The sequence below is a fragment of the Pseudomonas sp. AC193 genome, assembly GCF_979258075.1.
In genome coordinates this window covers 3,428,319-3,444,827 of sequence record NZ_OZ409832.1, presented here as the reverse complement: position 1 = coordinate 3,444,827, position 16,509 = coordinate 3,428,319, and the positions used below count along the sequence as shown (strand labels likewise).

Genomic DNA, 16,509 nt, shown 5'->3' with positions numbered 1-16,509 from the left:
GATGTCGATCAAAGCCATTGTCACTGACATCGAAGGCACCACCAGCGCGGTGAGTTTCGTCTTCGACGTGCTGTTTCCGTACGCGGCCAAACACCTGCCTGACTTTGTGCGGCAGAACGCCGATCGTGCCGATGTCGCCGAGCAACTCGACGCAGTGCGCCGTGACAGCAATGCGCCGCAGGCCGATGTTGAGCGGGTTGTTGAAATTCTGCTGAGCTGGATCGAGGAAGACCGCAAGGCCACGCCGCTCAAGGCTTTGCAAGGCATGGTCTGGGCCCAGGGTTATCACGCCGGGCAGTTGAAAGGGCACGTTTACCCGGACGCGGTTGAAGCGCTGCAACGCTGGCACGCGGCGGGTTATCAACTGTTTGTGTATTCGTCGGGTTCGATTCAGGCGCAGAAGCTGATTTTCGGTTGTTCCGAGGCGGGGGATTTGACGCCGCTGTTCAGCGGGTATTTCGACACCACGTCGGGCCCCAAGCGTGAGGCGCAGTCGTACACCAACATTCAGCAAGCCATTGGCGTAGAGCCCGAGGAAATTCTATTCCTCTCGGACATCGTCGAAGAACTCGATGCCGCACAAGCAGCCGGCCTGCAAACCTGCGGCCTCGCCCGCGAAGGCGGCGAGCTGGGCAACCACATCACCGTCGACACCTTCACCGGCATAGAACCCGAAGCCTTCTAACCACACAAAACCCCTGTAGGAGCTGCGGAACGCTGCGATCTTTTGATCTTGTTTTTAGAATCAGGATCAAAAGATCGCAGCGTTCCGCAGCTCCTACAAAGAGTTAGCGATCGTAGTTGAGATCGCGATCGCAATAGAGTGCGCGATGGCAGTAGGGATCGCGCACAAAAAACAGGCCGTGAAGCGAGAGCTCCACGGCCTGTTTTGTTTAAAGCGTTTTACAAATTACAGCGAGTGATACGTCGGCAGGGCAAAACGCTGTTGGCTTTGCAGCATTCCGATTTGTGGCAGCTCACTGGCTTGTTCAGCCAAGTCACGACGGATCGCGCTGATCGCCCACGACAGTTGGTCGCCGGCATGCAGTTGTTGATAAGTCAGTGCGCGTTTGAACACTTTGCCGTCGCTGCTGCGCAGGGTCAGCAGGATCCCGCCATCAGGACGTGGCGCAGTGGTGACGTCGAAGTTGGAGAACAGGGAGGTAAATTTCTCTTGGATCAGGCTCATGTCTTTCAGCTCCGTATGCACTTGAATGGCAAGCATGCAGAGGAGGTTGCAGAGTTTGTGCCAGCATTTGATTAAAAAAATATCGTTATAAATCAATAGTTTGAAAATTATAATTTTTGAAGGCGTCGTGCAATCTGCATGAGTGGCCATCGTGCATCCTGCATTTTGCGGGATCGTGATCATTTCTACGGAACCAAACGTTGACCCGGAGATCAGCTCCGCGCTCGCCACGTCAGCGGATACAAAACATTGCAAAAACCGCGTGTACAGCCTGAGAAGCGCTGACGTATTTTCGATCTCGACTGGCGCCCGAATGCGTCGGTTGCTTCAAGGCACAGCCCGAAAAATAAAAACATCGACCTGCACGCCAAGGTCGAACGGGGAGCTTCCATGCGTCACGCGCCAAGCGACACGATTACCTGGAGCATGATGCTCCGCAAACTGCCGATGATTGCCAAAGCCATCCCGCGGGTGGTCAAAGGCATGAAGGTGGCCAACGTCACGGATCCGACCCAAAGCTGTGGCCTTGGCTGGACGTTCGAACAAGCAACCCTGCGCAACCCCGACGGCCCGGCGTTACTGCACGGCGACGTGGCGCTGACGTACTCACAAGTCAACCAGTGGGCGAACCGCATCGCTCACTATCTGAGCGGGCAGGGCATCGGTAAGGGCGACGTGGTCGCGGTGTTTATCGAGAACCGTCCGGAGTTGCTGGTGACGATTTTGGCGTTGGCCAAGGTCGGCGCCGTCAGTGCGCTGCTGAACACGTCGCAGACCCGCGACACGCTGATCCACAGCATTAATCTGGTAGCGCCGGTAGCGATTGTCGTTGGCGAAGAGCTGGTTGCGGCTTATTCAGCGGTGCGCGAGCAAGTGGCAATCACCTCGCCACGCACCTGGTTTGTCGCCGATCAGGACACTTACAGCCATCCGGGCATTGCGCCCGACGGCTTCGTCAATCTGATCAGCGCCAGTGCCGACGCCTCCAGCGAAAATCCGCCGAGCAGCCAGCAGATCTTCTTCGACGACCCGTGTTTCTACATCTACACCTCCGGCACCACCGGGCTGCCGAAGGCCGGGGTGTTCAAGCACGGGCGCTGGATGCGCAGCTCCGCCAGCTTCGGCATGATCGCCCTCAACATGGGCCCCGACGACGTCGTCTATTGCACCTTGCCGCTGTACCACGCCACCGGCCTCTGCGTGTGTTGGGGCTCAGCGGTAAACGGCGCTTCAGGCTTCGCGATCCGGCGTAAATTCAGCGCCAGTCAGTTCTGGAACGACGTGCGCCGCTATCGCGCGACCACCATCGGATACGTCGGCGAATTGTGCCGTTATCTGGTCGATCAACCGGCCAGCGCCGACGACAACCGCCACGAGGTGCGCAAGATGATCGGCAACGGTTTGCGCCCCGGCGCCTGGGCCGAGTTCAAAACGCGCTTTGCGGTGGATCACATCTGTGAGCTGTACGCGGCCAGCGACGGCAACATCGGCTTCACCAATATTCTCAACTTCGACAACACCATCGGTTTTTCGCTGATGGCCTGGGAGTTGGTGGCTTACGACCACGACAGCGGCGAGCCTCTGCGCAGCGACAACGGCTTTATGCGCAAGGTCGACAAAGGCGAACAGGGCCTGTTGCTGGCGCGGATCGACGAGAAAGCGCCGCTGGACGGTTACACCGATCCACAGAAAACCGCGAAAGTTGTACTGCAGGATGTGTTCGCCAAAGGTGACCGATTCTTCAATACCGGCGATCTGCTGCGCAACATTGGTTTCGGTCATGCGCAATTTGTTGATCGACTCGGTGACACCTATCGCTGGAAGGGCGAAAACGTCTCGACCACCGAGGTTGAAAACCTGCTGCTGCAACATCCGCATATCTCCGAGGCGGTGGCCTATGGCGTGGAAATCCGCAACACCAACGGCCGTGCCGGCATGGCCGCGATCACGCCAGCGGAATCCCTCGCGACCCTGGATTTCGCCGAGTTACTGACTTTTGCTCGGGAGCGCATGCCGGCGTACGCGGTGCCGTTGTTCCTGCGGGTGAAGGTGAAGATGGAAACCACGGGGACGTTCAAATACCAGAAAACCCGCCTGAAGAATGAAGGCTTCGACCCCGGCCAGACGGGCGATGACCCGATCTACGCATGGCTGCCCGGTACGCAGACTTACGTTCGCGTGACCGATGAAATATTGGCGGGCATTTATCAGGGCAAGCATCGTTATTGAATCTGGCTATAGGCCGACTTGAGAAAAAGGGGGTGACAGTTTTCCTCGCGCTCGGGAAACTGTCGGCTTTCCGATTGACCGAAAGTGGAGTTGCCCATGTCCGAACAAAGCCGCCAGATGACCCCTGAAGAAGCCGCCGAATTCACCGAGCAGGTTTTCAACAAGGCGCGCGACGGTGATGCAGAGATGCTTGATCGCCTGGTCAGCGCCGGTTTGCCGGTCAACCTGAAGAACAGCAAGGGCGACACGCTGCTGATGCTCGCCAGCTACTACGGCCATATCGACGCGGTGAATGTGCTGCTTAAACACAAAGCCGACCCGGAAATGCGCAATGGCAACGGCCAGAGCCCGATTGCCGGAGCGGCATTCAAAGGTGATCTGGCGGTGGTCAAGGCGTTGGTCGAGGCGGGTGCCGAGATCGAAGGTTCGTCGTTTGATGGCCGGACGGCGCTGATGATGGCGGCGATGTTCAACCGCGTTGAAATCGTCGATTACTTGCTCGGCAAAGGCGCCGACGCGCAGGCCAAGGACGCCAACGGCGCAACGGCGCTGGACGCGGCGCGCACCATGGGTGCGGTCGATACCACGGCGCAGCTGGAAAAATTGTTGGGTTGATAAAGTCAAAAGATCGCAGCCTGCGGCAGCTCCTACACTGATCCCTCTGTAGGAACTGCCGCAGGCTGCGATCTTTTGCGTTGTGCGCTATCCTCCGCGCCCTCAAATTTCACCTTCCACAGGATCCGCCCTCATGAAAGCCGCACTCGTCGAACTCATCAGCAAAATCAGCTCCGGCTGCATGGCCGAGGACGAGATCCTGAAAGTGGCCGATGAAGCGGCGCAAGCCTACGCCGATGCCGACGCCTTCCTGGCAGCCAACCCGGACATCAACTACGACGACACTTTCCCGATCCCGTTGGGCGAGTGGGTCGTCGTCGGCAGCCTGCCGGAAACCGTGTTGTTCCAGGCCGACACCTACGTTGACCTGTTCGCGCAGATCGTCGCCTCGTTCGGCCCGGGCGTGGATTTCAATCTCAAGCCCAAGCAACTGGCGAAAACCGAAGCCCTGACCGCGCTCAACCGCATTCAGGTGCAGATGAGCAGCATGAACAAGGAAAACGGCGGTTACACGCTGATGAACTTCAGTCAGTTGCTCGACGATGAGCTGCAAATGGTGCTGGTCTTCGGCAACGACGTGCCGCGCGTGCTGGAGTTGTGCGCCGAAGTCGGCATCACGACTGCACCCGCGCTGGAGGCGTTGAAGATCGCCGTTCACGTCTGAGTGCAATAAAAGGGAACCCTGCGCGTGACCGTCTATCCTAAAAGTGCATGCCACTATTCTGGAGCGACACCATGGGTTCCACGTTCAACGGTCTGATCGGCCTGATCATCCTCGCCCTCGACATCTGGGCCATCATCAATGTGCTGAAAAGCGGCGCGACCACCGGGATGAAAATCGTCTGGGTGCTGCTGATCATCCTCCTGCCAGTGCTGGGCCTGATCATCTGGGCAATCGCCGGGCCACGCGGTAACGTCCGGATCTGAATCAGCTAACACCGCAATACCCCTGTAGGAGCTGCCGAAGCCTGCGATCTTTTGATGTTGATTGTAAAAAACAAGATCAAAAGATCGCAGCCTTCGGCAGCTCCTACAGGGATTGTGGTTGTGAGGTTCGACCTGTCATCTTCGGCAACGTAGAATGCGCGCCTTTCCCGGGCAATCGTCCCCACGATTGGCGCCCGCGCATTCATCGGAGCACTTGACCATGACCGTCACCAAAACCAGCGAGTACCTGGAAACCCTCTACGAAGGCTACGGCCAGCGTTTTCGCATGGAAAAACTGCTGCACGAAGTGCGCACCGAACACCAGCATCTGGTGATCTTCCAGAACCCGCGCATGGGCCGCGTGATGGCGCTGGACGGCGTGATCCAGACCACCGAAGCCGACGAATTCATCTACCACGAAATGCTCACCCACGTGCCGATCCTCGCCCACGGCAGCGCCAAGCGCGTGCTGATCATCGGCGGCGGTGACGGCGGCATGTTGCGCGAAGTGACCAAACACGCTGGCGTTGAACACATCACCATGGTCGAGATCGACGGCACCGTGGTCGACATGTGCAAAGAATTCCTGCCGAACCACTCCAGCGGCGCTTACGACGATCCACGTCTGAACCTGGTGATCGACGACGGCATGCGTTTCGTCGCCACCACCACGGAAAAATTCGACGTGATCATCTCCGACTCCACCGACCCGATCGGCCCGGGCGAAGTGCTGTTCTCGGAGAACTTCTATCAGGCCTGCCACCGCTGCCTGAACGAGGGCGGCATCCTCGTGACCCAGAACGGCACACCGTTCATGCAGATCGACGAAGTGAAAACCACCGCCGGTCGCCTGAAGAGCCTGTTCCCGGACTGGCACTTCTATCAAGCGGCCGTACCGACCTACATCGGCGGTTCGATGACCTTCGCTTGGGGCTCGACCAACCCGGCCTACCGCAAACTGAGCCGTGAAACCCTGCAACAGCGCTTCATCGGCAGCGGCATCGTCACCCGCTATTACAACCCGGAAATCCACATCGGCGCATTCGCCTTGCCGCAGTACGTGCTGCAAGCGATCAACAAGCCAAGCAACGACTAAAAGAACACTGCAAAACCCCTGTGGGAGCGGGCTTGCTCGCGAAAGCGGACTGTCAGCCAACAAATTTGTTGGATGACAAATCGCATTCGCGAGCAAGCCCGCTCCCACATTTGTTTGCCCCGCACGGTAGATGTCGTTTTTTTCATCTTCGCCCGCTGTAATCCTTTTGAACCAACTTTCTGCGTAAACAGTCGAGATAGTTGTAAGCCCATTTGCGGGTTTGATCGAGGAGGCACCGATGCAAAAGTGGAAAGTCACTTTCGTGGACGATCATGGTGAAATTGTCGATGAGGTGTTCGAACGTGCGGAATGCCCCAGTGACGATGAGGCCGCACAACTGATCAAGGCACGGCTCCTGCCCGTGGCCGCCGAGCTGGATCTCAACGATCTGGAAGGGCGCACCGCCGATGCTGGCGTGAAAAGTCTGAAAACCCAGAACAGCATCGAAATCCGCAGCATCACCCCTATCTGACATTCTTCTTGTCACCTTCACCACCAGGCCTTGGCAGCAGCTCTATCTTGGGGCTACTCTGCAAGCGAGATCAGCGAACGGATCGCTAAGGTCTGGTCTTGTCAGCTACATGCTTGTTTCCCGCGTTCAACGACGTTGTCGCAGTACTTTGGCCAAAGGCCCGGGGCGGGAATACGGAAAGTCTATCCATCTATGCGAGGGGGACGATTCATGAGCACAGCCTATCAAGAAGACATCAGCAGCAATGTTCTGCGCCGCATGAAAGAAGGCGGTTTCGATTTTTCCCGATTCCATCCCATCGAGTTCTACGCGATTTTCCCGGACGAGGAGCGGGCGCGCAGGGCAGCAGGCAAATTTCGCGGTGAATCCATCAATGCCCAGGTCAGCGTGCGTGATGACGGTGCGTGGGCGCTGGAATTAAGCAAAGTGATGTACGCGACGTATGACGATATCGGCGACTTTGAACAGGGCTTTTCGGCGGTGGTCGAGCCTCTGGGCGGAATAATCGAAGGGTGGGGCGTGAAACAGGAGGTGCGTAGCCGCCACCGGTTGAATTGAATATTTATAGATAGAAGATCAAAAGATCGCAGCCTTCGGCAGCTCCTACACAGATTCATGTAGGAGCTGCCGAAGGCTGCGATCTTTTGCTTTTGCTTTCAAAACATTTCCAAAAGGCAAAAAAAAGCCACCGGAGAGGGTGGCTAAAAGGGAAGACCGATAAGGAGAGGAAACCGGTCAGGGTTAAGGCTGGGCGGGCTGCCGGGGCAATCCCAATCAATTGAGCTGACCACTTCGCGGTGCGGGGAGCGGCGAAGTTTTGCAGCGAATGCGCGGATTATCCGCAGCCGATCCCGGGCAGTGAAATCAACTCTGACTATGCTGCTAATAGGCGATGCAGTGCGTCGCAATGAAGCGGGGGCAATCAGGTTGGGGCATTTGCCGCACAGGAATGGTGCGGCGCCTGCGGCGTGAATATCCAACCGATTGAAATCAAAGCGTTTATGCCGATGGCACGGGCCTTGCGAAGGCCTGTATGTCCGGGTGACAAGGAGTACGGCATGATCCGCACCTATTTTGATGAGATGTACGATGCCGGCGGCCAGGTTCGCCCGCATTATCGGGAGTTCGCCCGATGGCTGGCCGACACGCCTGACGAGCTGCTGGCCCAACGGCGACGCGAGGCCGATCTGCTGTTCCATCGCGCCGGGATTACTTTCACGCTCTATGGGGACGAGCAGGGCACCGAGCGCCTGATTCCTTTCGACACCATTCCGCGCAGCATCCCCGCCAGCGAGTGGCGGATCGTCGAGCGCGGCTGCATCCAGCGGGTCAAGGCGTTGAACATGTTCCTCGCCGACCTTTATCACGAGCAGCGCATCATCAAGGCCGGGATCATTCCCGCCGAACAGGTGCTGGCCAACGAGCAATACCAGTTGGCGATGCAAGGCCTGGATCTGCACCGCGATATCTATTCGCACATTTCCGGCGTCGATCTGGTGCGCGATGGCGACGGCACGTATTACGTGCTCGAAGACAACCTGCGTACGCCGAGCGGCGTCAGCTACATGCTCGAAGATCGCAAAATGATGATGCGATTGTTCCCGGAGTTGTTCGCCGCGCAACGCATCGCCCCGATCGATCACTACCCGAACCTGTTGCTCGACACGCTGAAAAGCTCCAGCCCGATTGATGACCCGAGTGTGGTGGTGCTGACGCCGGGGCGCTTCAACAGTGCTTTCTTTGAGCACGCGTTTCTTGCCCGGGAAATGGGCGTGGAACTGGTCGAGGGTGCGGATCTGTTCGTGCGTGACGACAAAGTCTTCATGCGCACCACCGACGGCCCGAAAGCAGTGGACGTGATTTACCGCCGCCTCGACGACGCTTTCCTCGATCCATTGGCGTTCAACCCGGACTCAATGCTCGGCGTGCCGGGGCTGCTGTCGTCCTATCGCTCCGGCAACGTCGTGTTGGCCAATGCCATCGGCACCGGCGTGGCGGACGACAAATCGGTGTACCCGTTTGTCACCGACATGATCCGTTTCTATCTCGACGAAGAACCGATCCTGAAAAACGTGCCGACCTGGCAATGCCGCAACCCGTCTGAACTTTCCCACGTGCTGGCCAATCTTCCAGATCTGGTGGTCAAGGAAACCCAAGGCTCCGGCGGTTACGGAATGCTGGTGGGGCCGGCGTCAACGAAAGCGGAAATCGATGCTTTCCGCGAACGCATCAAGGCCAAACCCCACGCGTACATCGCGCAACCGACGTTGTCGCTGTCGACCTGTCCGACCTTTGTCGAAAACGGCATTGCGCCGCGCCATATCGATTTGCGCCCGTTTGTCTTGTCCGGTCGCGAAACCCGTGTGGTGCCCGGCGGTTTGACCCGTGTGGCGCTGCGCGAAGGCTCGCTGGTGGTGAACTCATCACAGGGCGGCGGAACCAAGGACACCTGGGTGGTCGAGGATTGAAGGAAGCTTGCCATGTTAAGTAGAACTGCCTCGGATCTGTATTGGATGTCGCGTTACCTGGAGCGGGCGGAAAACCTCGCGCGGATGCTCGATATCAGTTATTCGCTATCACTGATGCCGCAGGACGGACGCGGCGACGGTTTGCACGAACTAGCCATGCCGCTGTTGATCACCGGCACCCTTGAGGATTATCTGGAGCGTCACGGCGCATTGCATGCCGAACGTCTGCTGCATTTTTTTGCCCTCGATGCGGCCAACCCGGCGAGCATCTACAGTTGCCTCGGCGCCGCACGGGCCAGTGCCCATGCAGTGCGCGGACGCATCACGGCGGACATGTGGGAGAACATCAACTCGACGTGGCTGGAGATTCGCGGGATCGCTGAACAGGGCCTCAGCCGCTACGGCATGAGTCGCTTCTGCGAGTGGATCAAGGAGCGTTCGCACCTGTTTCGTGGCGCGTCCTACGGCACGATCATGCGCAACGATGCATTTCGTTTTATTCGTCTCGGCACCTTTATCGAACGCGCGGACAACACCCTGCGCTTGCTCGATGCCCGCTACGAAATGGCTGGCGATCAAGCCGAAGCGGTCAGCGACGGCACGGCCCACGCCTATTACCAGTGGAGTGCATTGCTGCGTGCGCTGTCGTCCTTCGAGGCCTACACCGAAATCTATCGCGACGCGCCCGGCGCCCGGCATGTTGCCGAGTTGCTGCTGTTGCGCGCCGACGTGCCGCGCTCACTGCGCGCCTGCACCGAAGAGATCGACCAGATTCTTGCGCAACTGCCCGGTGCCAACGGTCGTCCCGCGCAACGCTTGGCCGCCGAGATGGACGCGCGCCTGCGCTACACCGGCATCAACGAAATCCTCGAGGAAGGCCTGCACGCCTGGCTGACCGAATTCATCCCGCTGGTGCGCCAGTTGGGCAACGCCATTCACAGTTCCTACCTGGAGGCTGCATGAGACTTTCCATAAGCCACGAGACCACCTATCACTACGAAGATAAGGTGCGGGCGAGCATCCAGTACCTGCGGCTGACCCCCCACGACAGCGAGCGTCAACATGTGCTGAGCTGGCAACTCGACCTGCCGCGCCCGGTGCGCGCGCAACTCGATCCGTTCGGCAACATCCTGCACGTGCTAACCATGGACGAGCCGCACGAAGCGATCATCATTGGCGCGCGCGGGCAGGTCGATATTGATGAATTGCGCGAGGCTGAGCATGAGAGCCAGTCGGCGCTGCCGTTTCTGCGCTTTACCCGGTTGACCGAGGCCGATGAAGCGCTTCGAGCGTTCGCTGAAAGATCCTGCAAGCAGCGGCGCGATCGCACAGCGCTGATTGATTTGATGCACGGTTTGAATCAGCACATGACCTACACGCCGGGTTCCACCGAAGTCGACACCAGCGCCGCTGAAGCCTTCGCCGGACGCGCCGGGGTTTGTCAGGATCACACCCACGCGTTCCTCGCCTGCGCGCGCAGCCTGGGCGTGCCGTCGCGTTACGTGTCGGGGTATTTGTACAGCGAGGATTGCGAACATCTGGCCAGCCATGCCTGGGCGGAAGCGTGGCTGGATGACGCGTGGTACAGCTTTGACGTGACCAACGAACTGGCACGGCCGGAACGGCATTTGAAACTGGCGGTGGGCCTCGATTACCTCGACGCCTGCCCGGTACGCGGTATGCGCCGGGGCGGCGGCTGCGAGCAGATGCACGCGAAAGTGTTCGTCTCACCGACCCCGGTCATCTCCGTGCAACAACAATAACTGGCATCACACCAAACTCTGTGGGAGCGAGCCTGCTCGCGAAAGCGATCTATCAGTCAGCAATGCAGTGACTGACACGCCGCTTTCGCGAGCAGGCTCGCTCCCACAGGGGTTTGATATCAGGGCTTAACCTTGCGCCCCGCCATGTGTTTCAGATAACCCACCAGCAATTCCAGATCCCCGTCCGGCAACACCTCCGCCGAAAACCCCGGCATCTTCGCCTGCGGCCACTGGCGCAAACTCTGCGGATCACGAATGTAGCGCTTCAAGAAATCCGCCCCGAAATACTCCGTCGGACTGTACGGAATATTCAGATCCGGCCCAAACTGCGCATCCCCCGCACCATTCAACCGGTGACATGCCAGACAATTCTTCTGAAACAACGCAAACCCAAGATTCACCGGATCATCTTTCTTCAAAGCCGGATCCGGTAGCAGAGCAGGGAAGCGCTCGGCCACCGGCGCCATGCGCTTGATGCTCGCCACTTCAAACGGCCACTGCTCGGGGCTGATATTGCCCGCCTGCGGATTCGTCCACACCAGATAGAACGGCCCGGCGCTGTGTTTATCCTTCGACAACGGCGGCCACGGATGGGCCGGGTCTTCAATTGCCAGCCACGCGCGCGCACCTTCACGGTTGAGCAACGGCGCCGCCGCCAGCTCTGCGGCAAAACCGTCCAGCGCCACCGCTTGCAGATGATCTTCAGCCTTTATTCCCGTCAACAACGCCGCCACCGGCACAGCGCGATAGACCATGTCCTTCTTGTAGGACACATCGTTTTTGATGGTGATGTTTTGCACCTGAGGATGCTTGAGCAATTCCTCGGTCTGCCAGGTGCGGCTGTGCTCGCCCAGTTGTAAGTCCAACTGTGCGGCAGACAGAGGCATGCTCAGCAGCATGGCCCCGAGTACGAAGAGCGTTTTCAAATGATCGCCGTCCATGTCGTGGAAATGCGCAAAGGTTGGCACAGCCACGCTGGCCCGGGTAGCGGGCCAGTCACATTTTCAGTGGCGATAGATAAACCCGCCGCTCGATTCAGCCGATGACCTTGGTCAGATTCGGCAAAATCAACAACAGCGTCGTGGCGAAAAGAATGAGCCCTGCTTGACGAACTTTCGGTTGTTTGAACATGGCTTGACCGCCTTTATTGTTATTTCCTGATGCCTGCCTGCATATCCATGACGGCAAGCGCTGCACTTCCTGTTGAAGGACGCCGGCCTCGGCAAAACCCGACGACTCTGACGTACATGTACTACCTTAGGGCCCGCGTCACGCTTGGCTTAGATCCATTTCATATGGAGTTGCTGCCAACGGCGATTAAAAAGGCATGAGGCGTATTGCCAGCTTCTGCGCCGCCCGCTTGCTAGACAACTCCGTGACCTGAACCGGTTCACCCGACGGCCAATGACCGTCCGTCTGAGCGTGTCCGTCAACCGCATTGAGCGCTGTGGTCATTGAATCCGTGGCCGTCCGGGACAAGAGTGCAAGCACAAGAAATCACTCACCGCACAGGTTCGAGGACGTCATGACCCAAGCTTTGATTTTCGATGCGCTACGCACGCCACGCGGCAAAGGCAAGGCCGACGGTGCTTTGCACAGCGTCAAACCGGTGAATCTGGTAGCGGGGCTGTTGACCGCTCTGCAGCAACGCACTGCGCTGGACACCAGCCAGGTCGATGACGTCGTGCTCGGTTGTGTCACGCCGATTGGCGATCAAGGCTCGGACATCGCCAAAACCGCCGTGCAAGTGGCTGATTGGGACGTCAGCGTGGCGGGGGTGCAGATCAACCGCTTCTGCGCGTCCGGGCTTGAGGCAGTGAACCTTGGCGCAATGAAAGTGCGCTCGGGTTTTGAAGACCTGGTGGTGGTCGGTGGCGTCGAGTCGATGTCGCGCGTGCCGATGGGCAGCGATGGCGGCGCCTGGGCACTCGACCCGCAGACCAACCTGCACAGTCACTTCACCCCACAAGGCGTCGGTGCCGATTTGATCGCCACGCTCGAAGGTTTCAGCCGTCACGACGTCGATGCCTACGCGCTGCACTCGCAACAGAAAGCCGCGCGGGCCCGGGCCGATGGTTCGTTCAACAAGTCGCTGGTGCCGGTGCAGGATCAGAACGGCATCATCCTGCTCGATCACGATGAATTCATTCGTGCTGAATCGACGCTGGAAGGGCTCGGCAAGCTCAAGCCGAGTTTTGAAATGATCGGGCAAATGGGGTTCGACGCGACGGCGCTGCGGGTCTACAGCCACGTTGAACGGATCAATCATGTGCACACACCCGGCAACAGTTCCGGGATCGTCGACGGTGCGGCGTTGATGCTGATCGGCTCCGAAGCCAAGGGCCGCGCGTTGGGCCTGCAACCTCGGGCGCGAATTGTCGCCACGGCAGTCACCAGCACCGACCCGACCATCATGCTCACCGGCCCGGCGCCGGCCACGCGCAAGGCTTTGGCCAAGGCCGGGCTGCGCGTGGAGGACATTGACCTGTTCGAGGTCAACGAAGCGTTTGCCTCGGTGGTGCTGAAGTTCATCAAGGACATGGCCGTCGACCCGGACAAGGTCAACGTCAACGGCGGCTCCATCGCCATGGGCCATCCGCTGGGCGCCACCGGTTGCGCGATCCTCGGCACCTTGCTCGATGAACTGGAAGCGCGGCACCTGCGCTATGGCCTCGCGACGCTGTGCGTCGGCGGCGGCATGGGCATTGCCACCATCATCGAACGTCTCTGAGCCCCCGAATTCAAGGAACCTTGTTATGAGCGAAGCCATTCGTTACGAAAAAGGCCAGGACGGCATCGTCGTGCTGACCATCGACATGCCGGGCCAGAGCGCCAACACCATGAACGCCGTGTACCGTGAGGCCATGGCCGCGTGCGTGGCCCGTCTGGTGGCGGATAAAGACAACCTTGCCGGTGTGATCATCACCTCGGCGAAGAAAACCTTCTTTGCCGGCGGCGACCTCAACGAACTGATCAAAGTCGGCAAGCCTGAAGCCAAAGCTTTCTACGACATGGTGCTGACCCTCAAAGGCCAATTGCGCACCCTGGAAACCCTCGGCAAACCGGTGGTCGCAGCGATCAACGGCGCGGCGTTGGGCGGCGGCTGGGAAATCTGTCTCGCCTGCCATCATCGCGTGGCGCTGGACGACGCCTCGGTGCAACTCGGCCTGCCGGAAGTGACGCTGGGCCTGCTGCCGGGCGGCGGCGGGGTGGTGCGCATGGTGCGCATGCTCGGGATCGAGAAGGCGCTGCCGTATCTGCTCGAAGGCAAAAAAGTACGTCCGCAACAAGCGTTGCAGGCCGGTTTGATCGATGAGCTGGCGGTGAATCGCGATGAACTGTTGGCCAAGGCGCGCGCGTGGATTGTTGCCAATCCGACGGCGGTGCAGCGTTGGGATGTGAAGGGTTATCAGATTCCCGGCGGTACGCCATCGAATCCTAAAGTCGCGCAGATGCTGGCGATTGCACCGTCGATCCTGCGCACGAAAACCCAAGGCACACTGCCGGCGCCGGAGAAGATTCTGTGTGCGGCGGTGGAAGGCGCTCAGGTCGATTTCGATACCGCGCACCTGATCGAAACCCGCTACTTCACCGAACTCACCACCGGGCAGATTTCGAAAAACCTGATCGGCACGTTCTGGTTTCAGCTCAACGAGATCAATGCCGGCGGTTCGCGGCCGCAGGGTTTTGCACCTTATAAAACGCAGAAGGTCGGCGTGCTCGGTGCCGGGATGATGGGCGCGGGGATCGCGTTTGTCAGTGCTTCGGCGGGTATCGACGTGGTACTCAAGGACATCAACCTTGCAGCTGCCGAGAAAGGCAAAGCGCACTCGGCCGCGTTGCTCGACAAAAAAGTTGCCCGTGGTCAGATGAATGCAGCCCAGCGCGATGAAGTGCTGGCGCGGATCAAACCCTCTGAAAGCGATGCCGATCTGGCCGGTTGCGACCTGATCATCGAAGCGGTGTTTGAGGATCGCGAGCTCAAGGCCAAGGTTTCTGTGGCTGCGCAAAAAGTCGTGGGCGCCGACGCCGTTATTGCCTCCAACACGTCGACCTTGCCCATTACTGGCCTTGCCAGTGCCGTGCCGGATCAAAGCAAATTCATCGGCCTGCATTTCTTCAGTCCGGTGGAAAAAATGCCCCTGGTGGAAATCATCAAAGGCGCGCAAACCAGCGACGAAACCCTCGCGCGCGGCTTCGATTTCGTTCTGCAAATCAAGAAAACCCCGATCGTGGTCAACGACAGTCGCGGTTTCTTCACCTCGCGGGTTTTCGGCACCTTCACTAATGAAGGTATTGCCATGCTCGGTGAAGGCGTCAGTGCGCCGATGATCGAGACCGAAGCACGCAAGGCCGGGATGCCGGTCGGGCCTCTGGCAATTTCCGACGAAGTTTCCCTCAGCCTGATGAGCCATATCCGCAAGCAAACGGCCAAAGACCTACAGGCAGAAGGGAAACCGCTGATTGAGCACCCGGCCTTCGCCGTGATTGACTTGCTGCTCAACGAATACAAACGTCCGGGCAAGGCTGCTGGCGGTGGTTTCTATGAATACCCGGCCGGTGGCCAGAAGCATTTGTGGCCGGAACTGAAAACGCGCTTCGAGAAAGCCGACGGGCAGATTTCCCCGAAGGATGTGCGTGATCGCTTACTGTTCGTGCAAGCCATCGAAACCGTGCGCTGCGTGGAGGAGGGCGTGTTGACCTCGACGGCGGACGCCAACGTCGGCTCGATCTTCGGCATCGGTTTTGCGGCGTGGACGGGCGGCGCGTTGCAGTTCATCAATCAGTATGGGGTGAAGGATTTCGTCGCCCGCGCGCAGTATCTGGCTGAGCAATACGGCGAGCGTTTCGCACCGCCGGCGCTGCTGCTGGATAAAGCGGCGAAAGGTGAAATGTTCTAACGGGGCGAGCATTCCGGGGCTTGCCTTGTCAGGGTGTTTCAAGGCAGGCTCTGGGGTGTTCATTATTCCCATCACGTGTCAGGTATTTTTTATGTCGCTACGCATCTGCATTCTGGAAACCGACATCCTGCGTCCCGAACTGGTCGATCAATATCAGGGTTACGGGCAGATGTTTCAGCGCCTGTTCTCGCAGCAACCGATTGCCGCCGAGTTCACCGTCTACAACGTGATGCAAGGCGAATACCCAAGCGACGAACAGACTTTTGATGCGTACCTGGTCACCGGCAGCAAGGCCGATTCGTTCGGTACCGATCCGTGGATTGAAACGCTGAGGGAATACCTGCTGAGCCGTTACGAGCGTGGCGACAAACTGCTCGGCGTGTGCTTCGGCCATCAACTGTTGGCGCTGCTGCTGGGCGGCAAGAGCGAGCGCGCGACGCAGGGCTGGGGCGTTGGCACCCACAACTACAAACTCGCGGCCAAGGCGCCGTGGATGAGCCCGGTGCGTGAAGAACTGACGCTGCTGATCAGCCACCAGGATCAAGTGACGTCGTTACCGGAAAACGCCACCGTCATCGCCTCGAGCGATTTCTGCCCGTTTGCCGCGTACCACATCAACGATCAAGTGCTGTGCTTCCAGGGCCATCCAGAGTTCATCCACGATTACTCGCGGGCGCTGCTGGATTTGCGTCAGGAAGCGCTGGGTTCGCAGATTTACAGCAAAGGCGTGGCCAGCCTGGAGCAGGAACACCATGGCGCTACGGTTGCGGAATGGATGATGCGGTTTGTGGCGCACAAACCTGAGGTCGCTTAACAGCAGATCAAAAGATCGCAGCCTTCGGCAGCTCC

The 16,509-nt window shown here is 58.9% G+C and carries 16 protein-coding genes; 14 read left to right on the top strand and 2 right to left on the bottom strand.

The window, feature by feature from the left end:
- Nucleotide 1 precedes the first annotated feature (1 nt).
- The gene (mtnC, locus tag ACZZ0D_RS15440; RefSeq protein ID WP_463553712.1) at nt 2-685 is read left to right on the top strand and encodes an acireductone synthase; all 684 of its coding nucleotides are present in this window, start codon (nt 2-4) and stop codon (nt 683-685) included.
- A gap of 225 nt (nt 686-910) precedes the next feature.
- Here the strand turns inward: mtnC and ACZZ0D_RS15435 are convergent, their stop codons facing one another.
- A complete protein-coding gene (locus ACZZ0D_RS15435) occupies nt 911-1,189 on the bottom strand; it encodes a DUF3509 domain-containing protein (protein ID WP_053118700.1) in 279 nt (92 codons plus the stop codon).
- 390 nt (nt 1,190-1,579) lie between these two features.
- On the opposite strand from ACZZ0D_RS15435, the gene ACZZ0D_RS15430 reads away from it, so the two are divergent.
- The 10 genes from ACZZ0D_RS15430 (at nt 1,580) to ACZZ0D_RS15385 (ending at nt 10,759) form a co-directional block, all read left to right on the top strand.
- The gene (locus ACZZ0D_RS15430) at nt 1,580-3,418 is read left to right on the top strand and encodes a long-chain-acyl-CoA synthetase (RefSeq protein WP_463553711.1); all 1,839 of its coding nucleotides are present in this window, start codon (nt 1,580-1,582) and stop codon (nt 3,416-3,418) included.
- A 96-nt stretch (nt 3,419-3,514) separates the two neighbouring features.
- Nucleotides 3,515-4,033: an ankyrin repeat domain-containing protein gene (locus ACZZ0D_RS15425; RefSeq protein WP_400648569.1), complete on the top strand. Its 519-nt coding sequence runs from the start codon at nt 3,515-3,517 to the stop codon at nt 4,031-4,033.
- A gap of 133 nt (nt 4,034-4,166) precedes the next feature.
- Entirely contained in the window at nt 4,167-4,697 is a 531-nt protein-coding gene (locus ACZZ0D_RS15420; protein ID WP_463553710.1) for a hypothetical protein, read from the top strand.
- A 71-nt stretch (nt 4,698-4,768) separates the two neighbouring features.
- Nucleotides 4,769-4,960, top strand: coding sequence for a PLDc N-terminal domain-containing protein (locus ACZZ0D_RS15415; protein ID WP_007914053.1), 192 nt, complete (start codon nt 4,769-4,771; stop codon nt 4,958-4,960).
- A 220-nt stretch (nt 4,961-5,180) separates the two neighbouring features.
- Nucleotides 5,181-6,056: a polyamine aminopropyltransferase gene (gene speE, locus ACZZ0D_RS15410; RefSeq protein ID WP_008080944.1), complete on the top strand. Its 876-nt coding sequence runs from the start codon at nt 5,181-5,183 to the stop codon at nt 6,054-6,056.
- Nucleotides 6,057-6,294: 238 nt separating this feature from the next.
- On the top strand, nt 6,295-6,528 hold the full coding sequence (locus ACZZ0D_RS15405; RefSeq protein ID WP_053118693.1) for a hypothetical protein: 234 nt from the start codon (nt 6,295-6,297) through the stop codon (nt 6,526-6,528).
- 210 nt (nt 6,529-6,738) lie between these two features.
- Nucleotides 6,739-7,086 carry a ribonuclease E inhibitor RraB gene (locus tag ACZZ0D_RS15400; RefSeq protein ID WP_008080948.1) on the top strand — a complete coding sequence of 116 codons (348 nt, stop codon included), beginning with the start codon at nt 6,739-6,741 and terminating at the stop codon, nt 7,084-7,086.
- A gap of 500 nt (nt 7,087-7,586) precedes the next feature.
- Nucleotides 7,587-8,996 carry a circularly permuted type 2 ATP-grasp protein gene (locus ACZZ0D_RS15395; RefSeq protein WP_007914061.1) on the top strand — a complete coding sequence of 470 codons (1,410 nt, stop codon included), beginning with the start codon at nt 7,587-7,589 and terminating at the stop codon, nt 8,994-8,996.
- Between the two features lie 12 nt (nt 8,997-9,008).
- Nucleotides 9,009-9,959 (top strand): alpha-E domain-containing protein, encoded by a 951-nt coding sequence (locus ACZZ0D_RS15390; RefSeq protein WP_053116841.1) that lies wholly within the window; start codon nt 9,009-9,011, stop codon nt 9,957-9,959.
- On the top strand, nt 9,956-10,759 hold the full coding sequence (locus ACZZ0D_RS15385; RefSeq protein WP_053116842.1) for a transglutaminase family protein: 804 nt from the start codon (nt 9,956-9,958) through the stop codon (nt 10,757-10,759). Before ACZZ0D_RS15390 ends, ACZZ0D_RS15385 begins: the two co-directional genes overlap by 4 nt.
- A 119-nt stretch (nt 10,760-10,878) precedes the next feature.
- Here ACZZ0D_RS15385 and ACZZ0D_RS15380 read toward each other — a convergent pair whose 3' ends face one another.
- Nucleotides 10,879-11,700 carry a c-type cytochrome gene (locus tag ACZZ0D_RS15380; protein WP_463554813.1) on the bottom strand — a complete coding sequence of 274 codons (822 nt, stop codon included), beginning with the start codon at nt 11,698-11,700 and terminating at the stop codon, nt 10,879-10,881.
- Nucleotides 11,701-12,284: 584 nt separating this feature from the next.
- Here ACZZ0D_RS15380 and ACZZ0D_RS15375 point away from each other — a divergent pair.
- The 3 genes from ACZZ0D_RS15375 (at nt 12,285) to ACZZ0D_RS15365 (ending at nt 16,474) form a co-directional block, all read left to right on the top strand.
- Nucleotides 12,285-13,490: an acetyl-CoA C-acetyltransferase gene (locus tag ACZZ0D_RS15375; RefSeq protein WP_212544317.1), complete on the top strand. Its 1,206-nt coding sequence runs from the start codon at nt 12,285-12,287 to the stop codon at nt 13,488-13,490.
- Between the two features lie 25 nt (nt 13,491-13,515).
- Entirely contained in the window at nt 13,516-15,660 is a 2,145-nt protein-coding gene (locus tag ACZZ0D_RS15370; RefSeq protein ID WP_463553709.1) for a 3-hydroxyacyl-CoA dehydrogenase NAD-binding domain-containing protein, read from the top strand.
- Between the two features lie 91 nt (nt 15,661-15,751).
- Complete coding sequence (locus ACZZ0D_RS15365; RefSeq protein WP_053116846.1) at nt 15,752-16,474, top strand: amidotransferase; 723 nt, start codon at nt 15,752-15,754, stop codon at nt 16,472-16,474.
- Nucleotides 16,475-16,509 lie beyond the last annotated feature (35 nt).

Bases quoted from the DNA above. Each gene is read 5' to 3' on its own strand.
- mtnC (WP_463553712.1), top strand. From the start codon at position 2: ATGTCGATCAAAGCCATTGTCACTGACATCGAAGGCACCACCAGCGCG.
- ACZZ0D_RS15435 (WP_053118700.1), bottom strand. From the start codon at position 1,189: ATGAGCCTGATCCAAGAGAAATTTACCTCCCTGTTCTCCAACTTCGAC.
- ACZZ0D_RS15430 (WP_463553711.1), top strand. From the start codon at position 1,580: ATGCGTCACGCGCCAAGCGACACGATTACCTGGAGCATGATGCTCCGC.
- ACZZ0D_RS15425 (WP_400648569.1), top strand. From the start codon at position 3,515: ATGTCCGAACAAAGCCGCCAGATGACCCCTGAAGAAGCCGCCGAATTC.
- ACZZ0D_RS15420 (WP_463553710.1), top strand. From the start codon at position 4,167: ATGAAAGCCGCACTCGTCGAACTCATCAGCAAAATCAGCTCCGGCTGC.
- ACZZ0D_RS15415 (WP_007914053.1), top strand. From the start codon at position 4,769: ATGGGTTCCACGTTCAACGGTCTGATCGGCCTGATCATCCTCGCCCTC.
- speE (WP_008080944.1), top strand. From the start codon at position 5,181: ATGACCGTCACCAAAACCAGCGAGTACCTGGAAACCCTCTACGAAGGC.
- ACZZ0D_RS15405 (WP_053118693.1), top strand. From the start codon at position 6,295: ATGCAAAAGTGGAAAGTCACTTTCGTGGACGATCATGGTGAAATTGTC.
- ACZZ0D_RS15400 (WP_008080948.1), top strand. From the start codon at position 6,739: ATGAGCACAGCCTATCAAGAAGACATCAGCAGCAATGTTCTGCGCCGC.
- ACZZ0D_RS15395 (WP_007914061.1), top strand. From the start codon at position 7,587: ATGATCCGCACCTATTTTGATGAGATGTACGATGCCGGCGGCCAGGTT.
- ACZZ0D_RS15390 (WP_053116841.1), top strand. From the start codon at position 9,009: ATGTTAAGTAGAACTGCCTCGGATCTGTATTGGATGTCGCGTTACCTG.
- ACZZ0D_RS15385 (WP_053116842.1), top strand. From the start codon at position 9,956: ATGAGACTTTCCATAAGCCACGAGACCACCTATCACTACGAAGATAAG.
- ACZZ0D_RS15380 (WP_463554813.1), bottom strand. From the start codon at position 11,700: ATGGACGGCGATCATTTGAAAACGCTCTTCGTACTCGGGGCCATGCTG.
- ACZZ0D_RS15375 (WP_212544317.1), top strand. From the start codon at position 12,285: ATGACCCAAGCTTTGATTTTCGATGCGCTACGCACGCCACGCGGCAAA.
- ACZZ0D_RS15370 (WP_463553709.1), top strand. From the start codon at position 13,516: ATGAGCGAAGCCATTCGTTACGAAAAAGGCCAGGACGGCATCGTCGTG.
- ACZZ0D_RS15365 (WP_053116846.1), top strand. From the start codon at position 15,752: ATGTCGCTACGCATCTGCATTCTGGAAACCGACATCCTGCGTCCCGAA.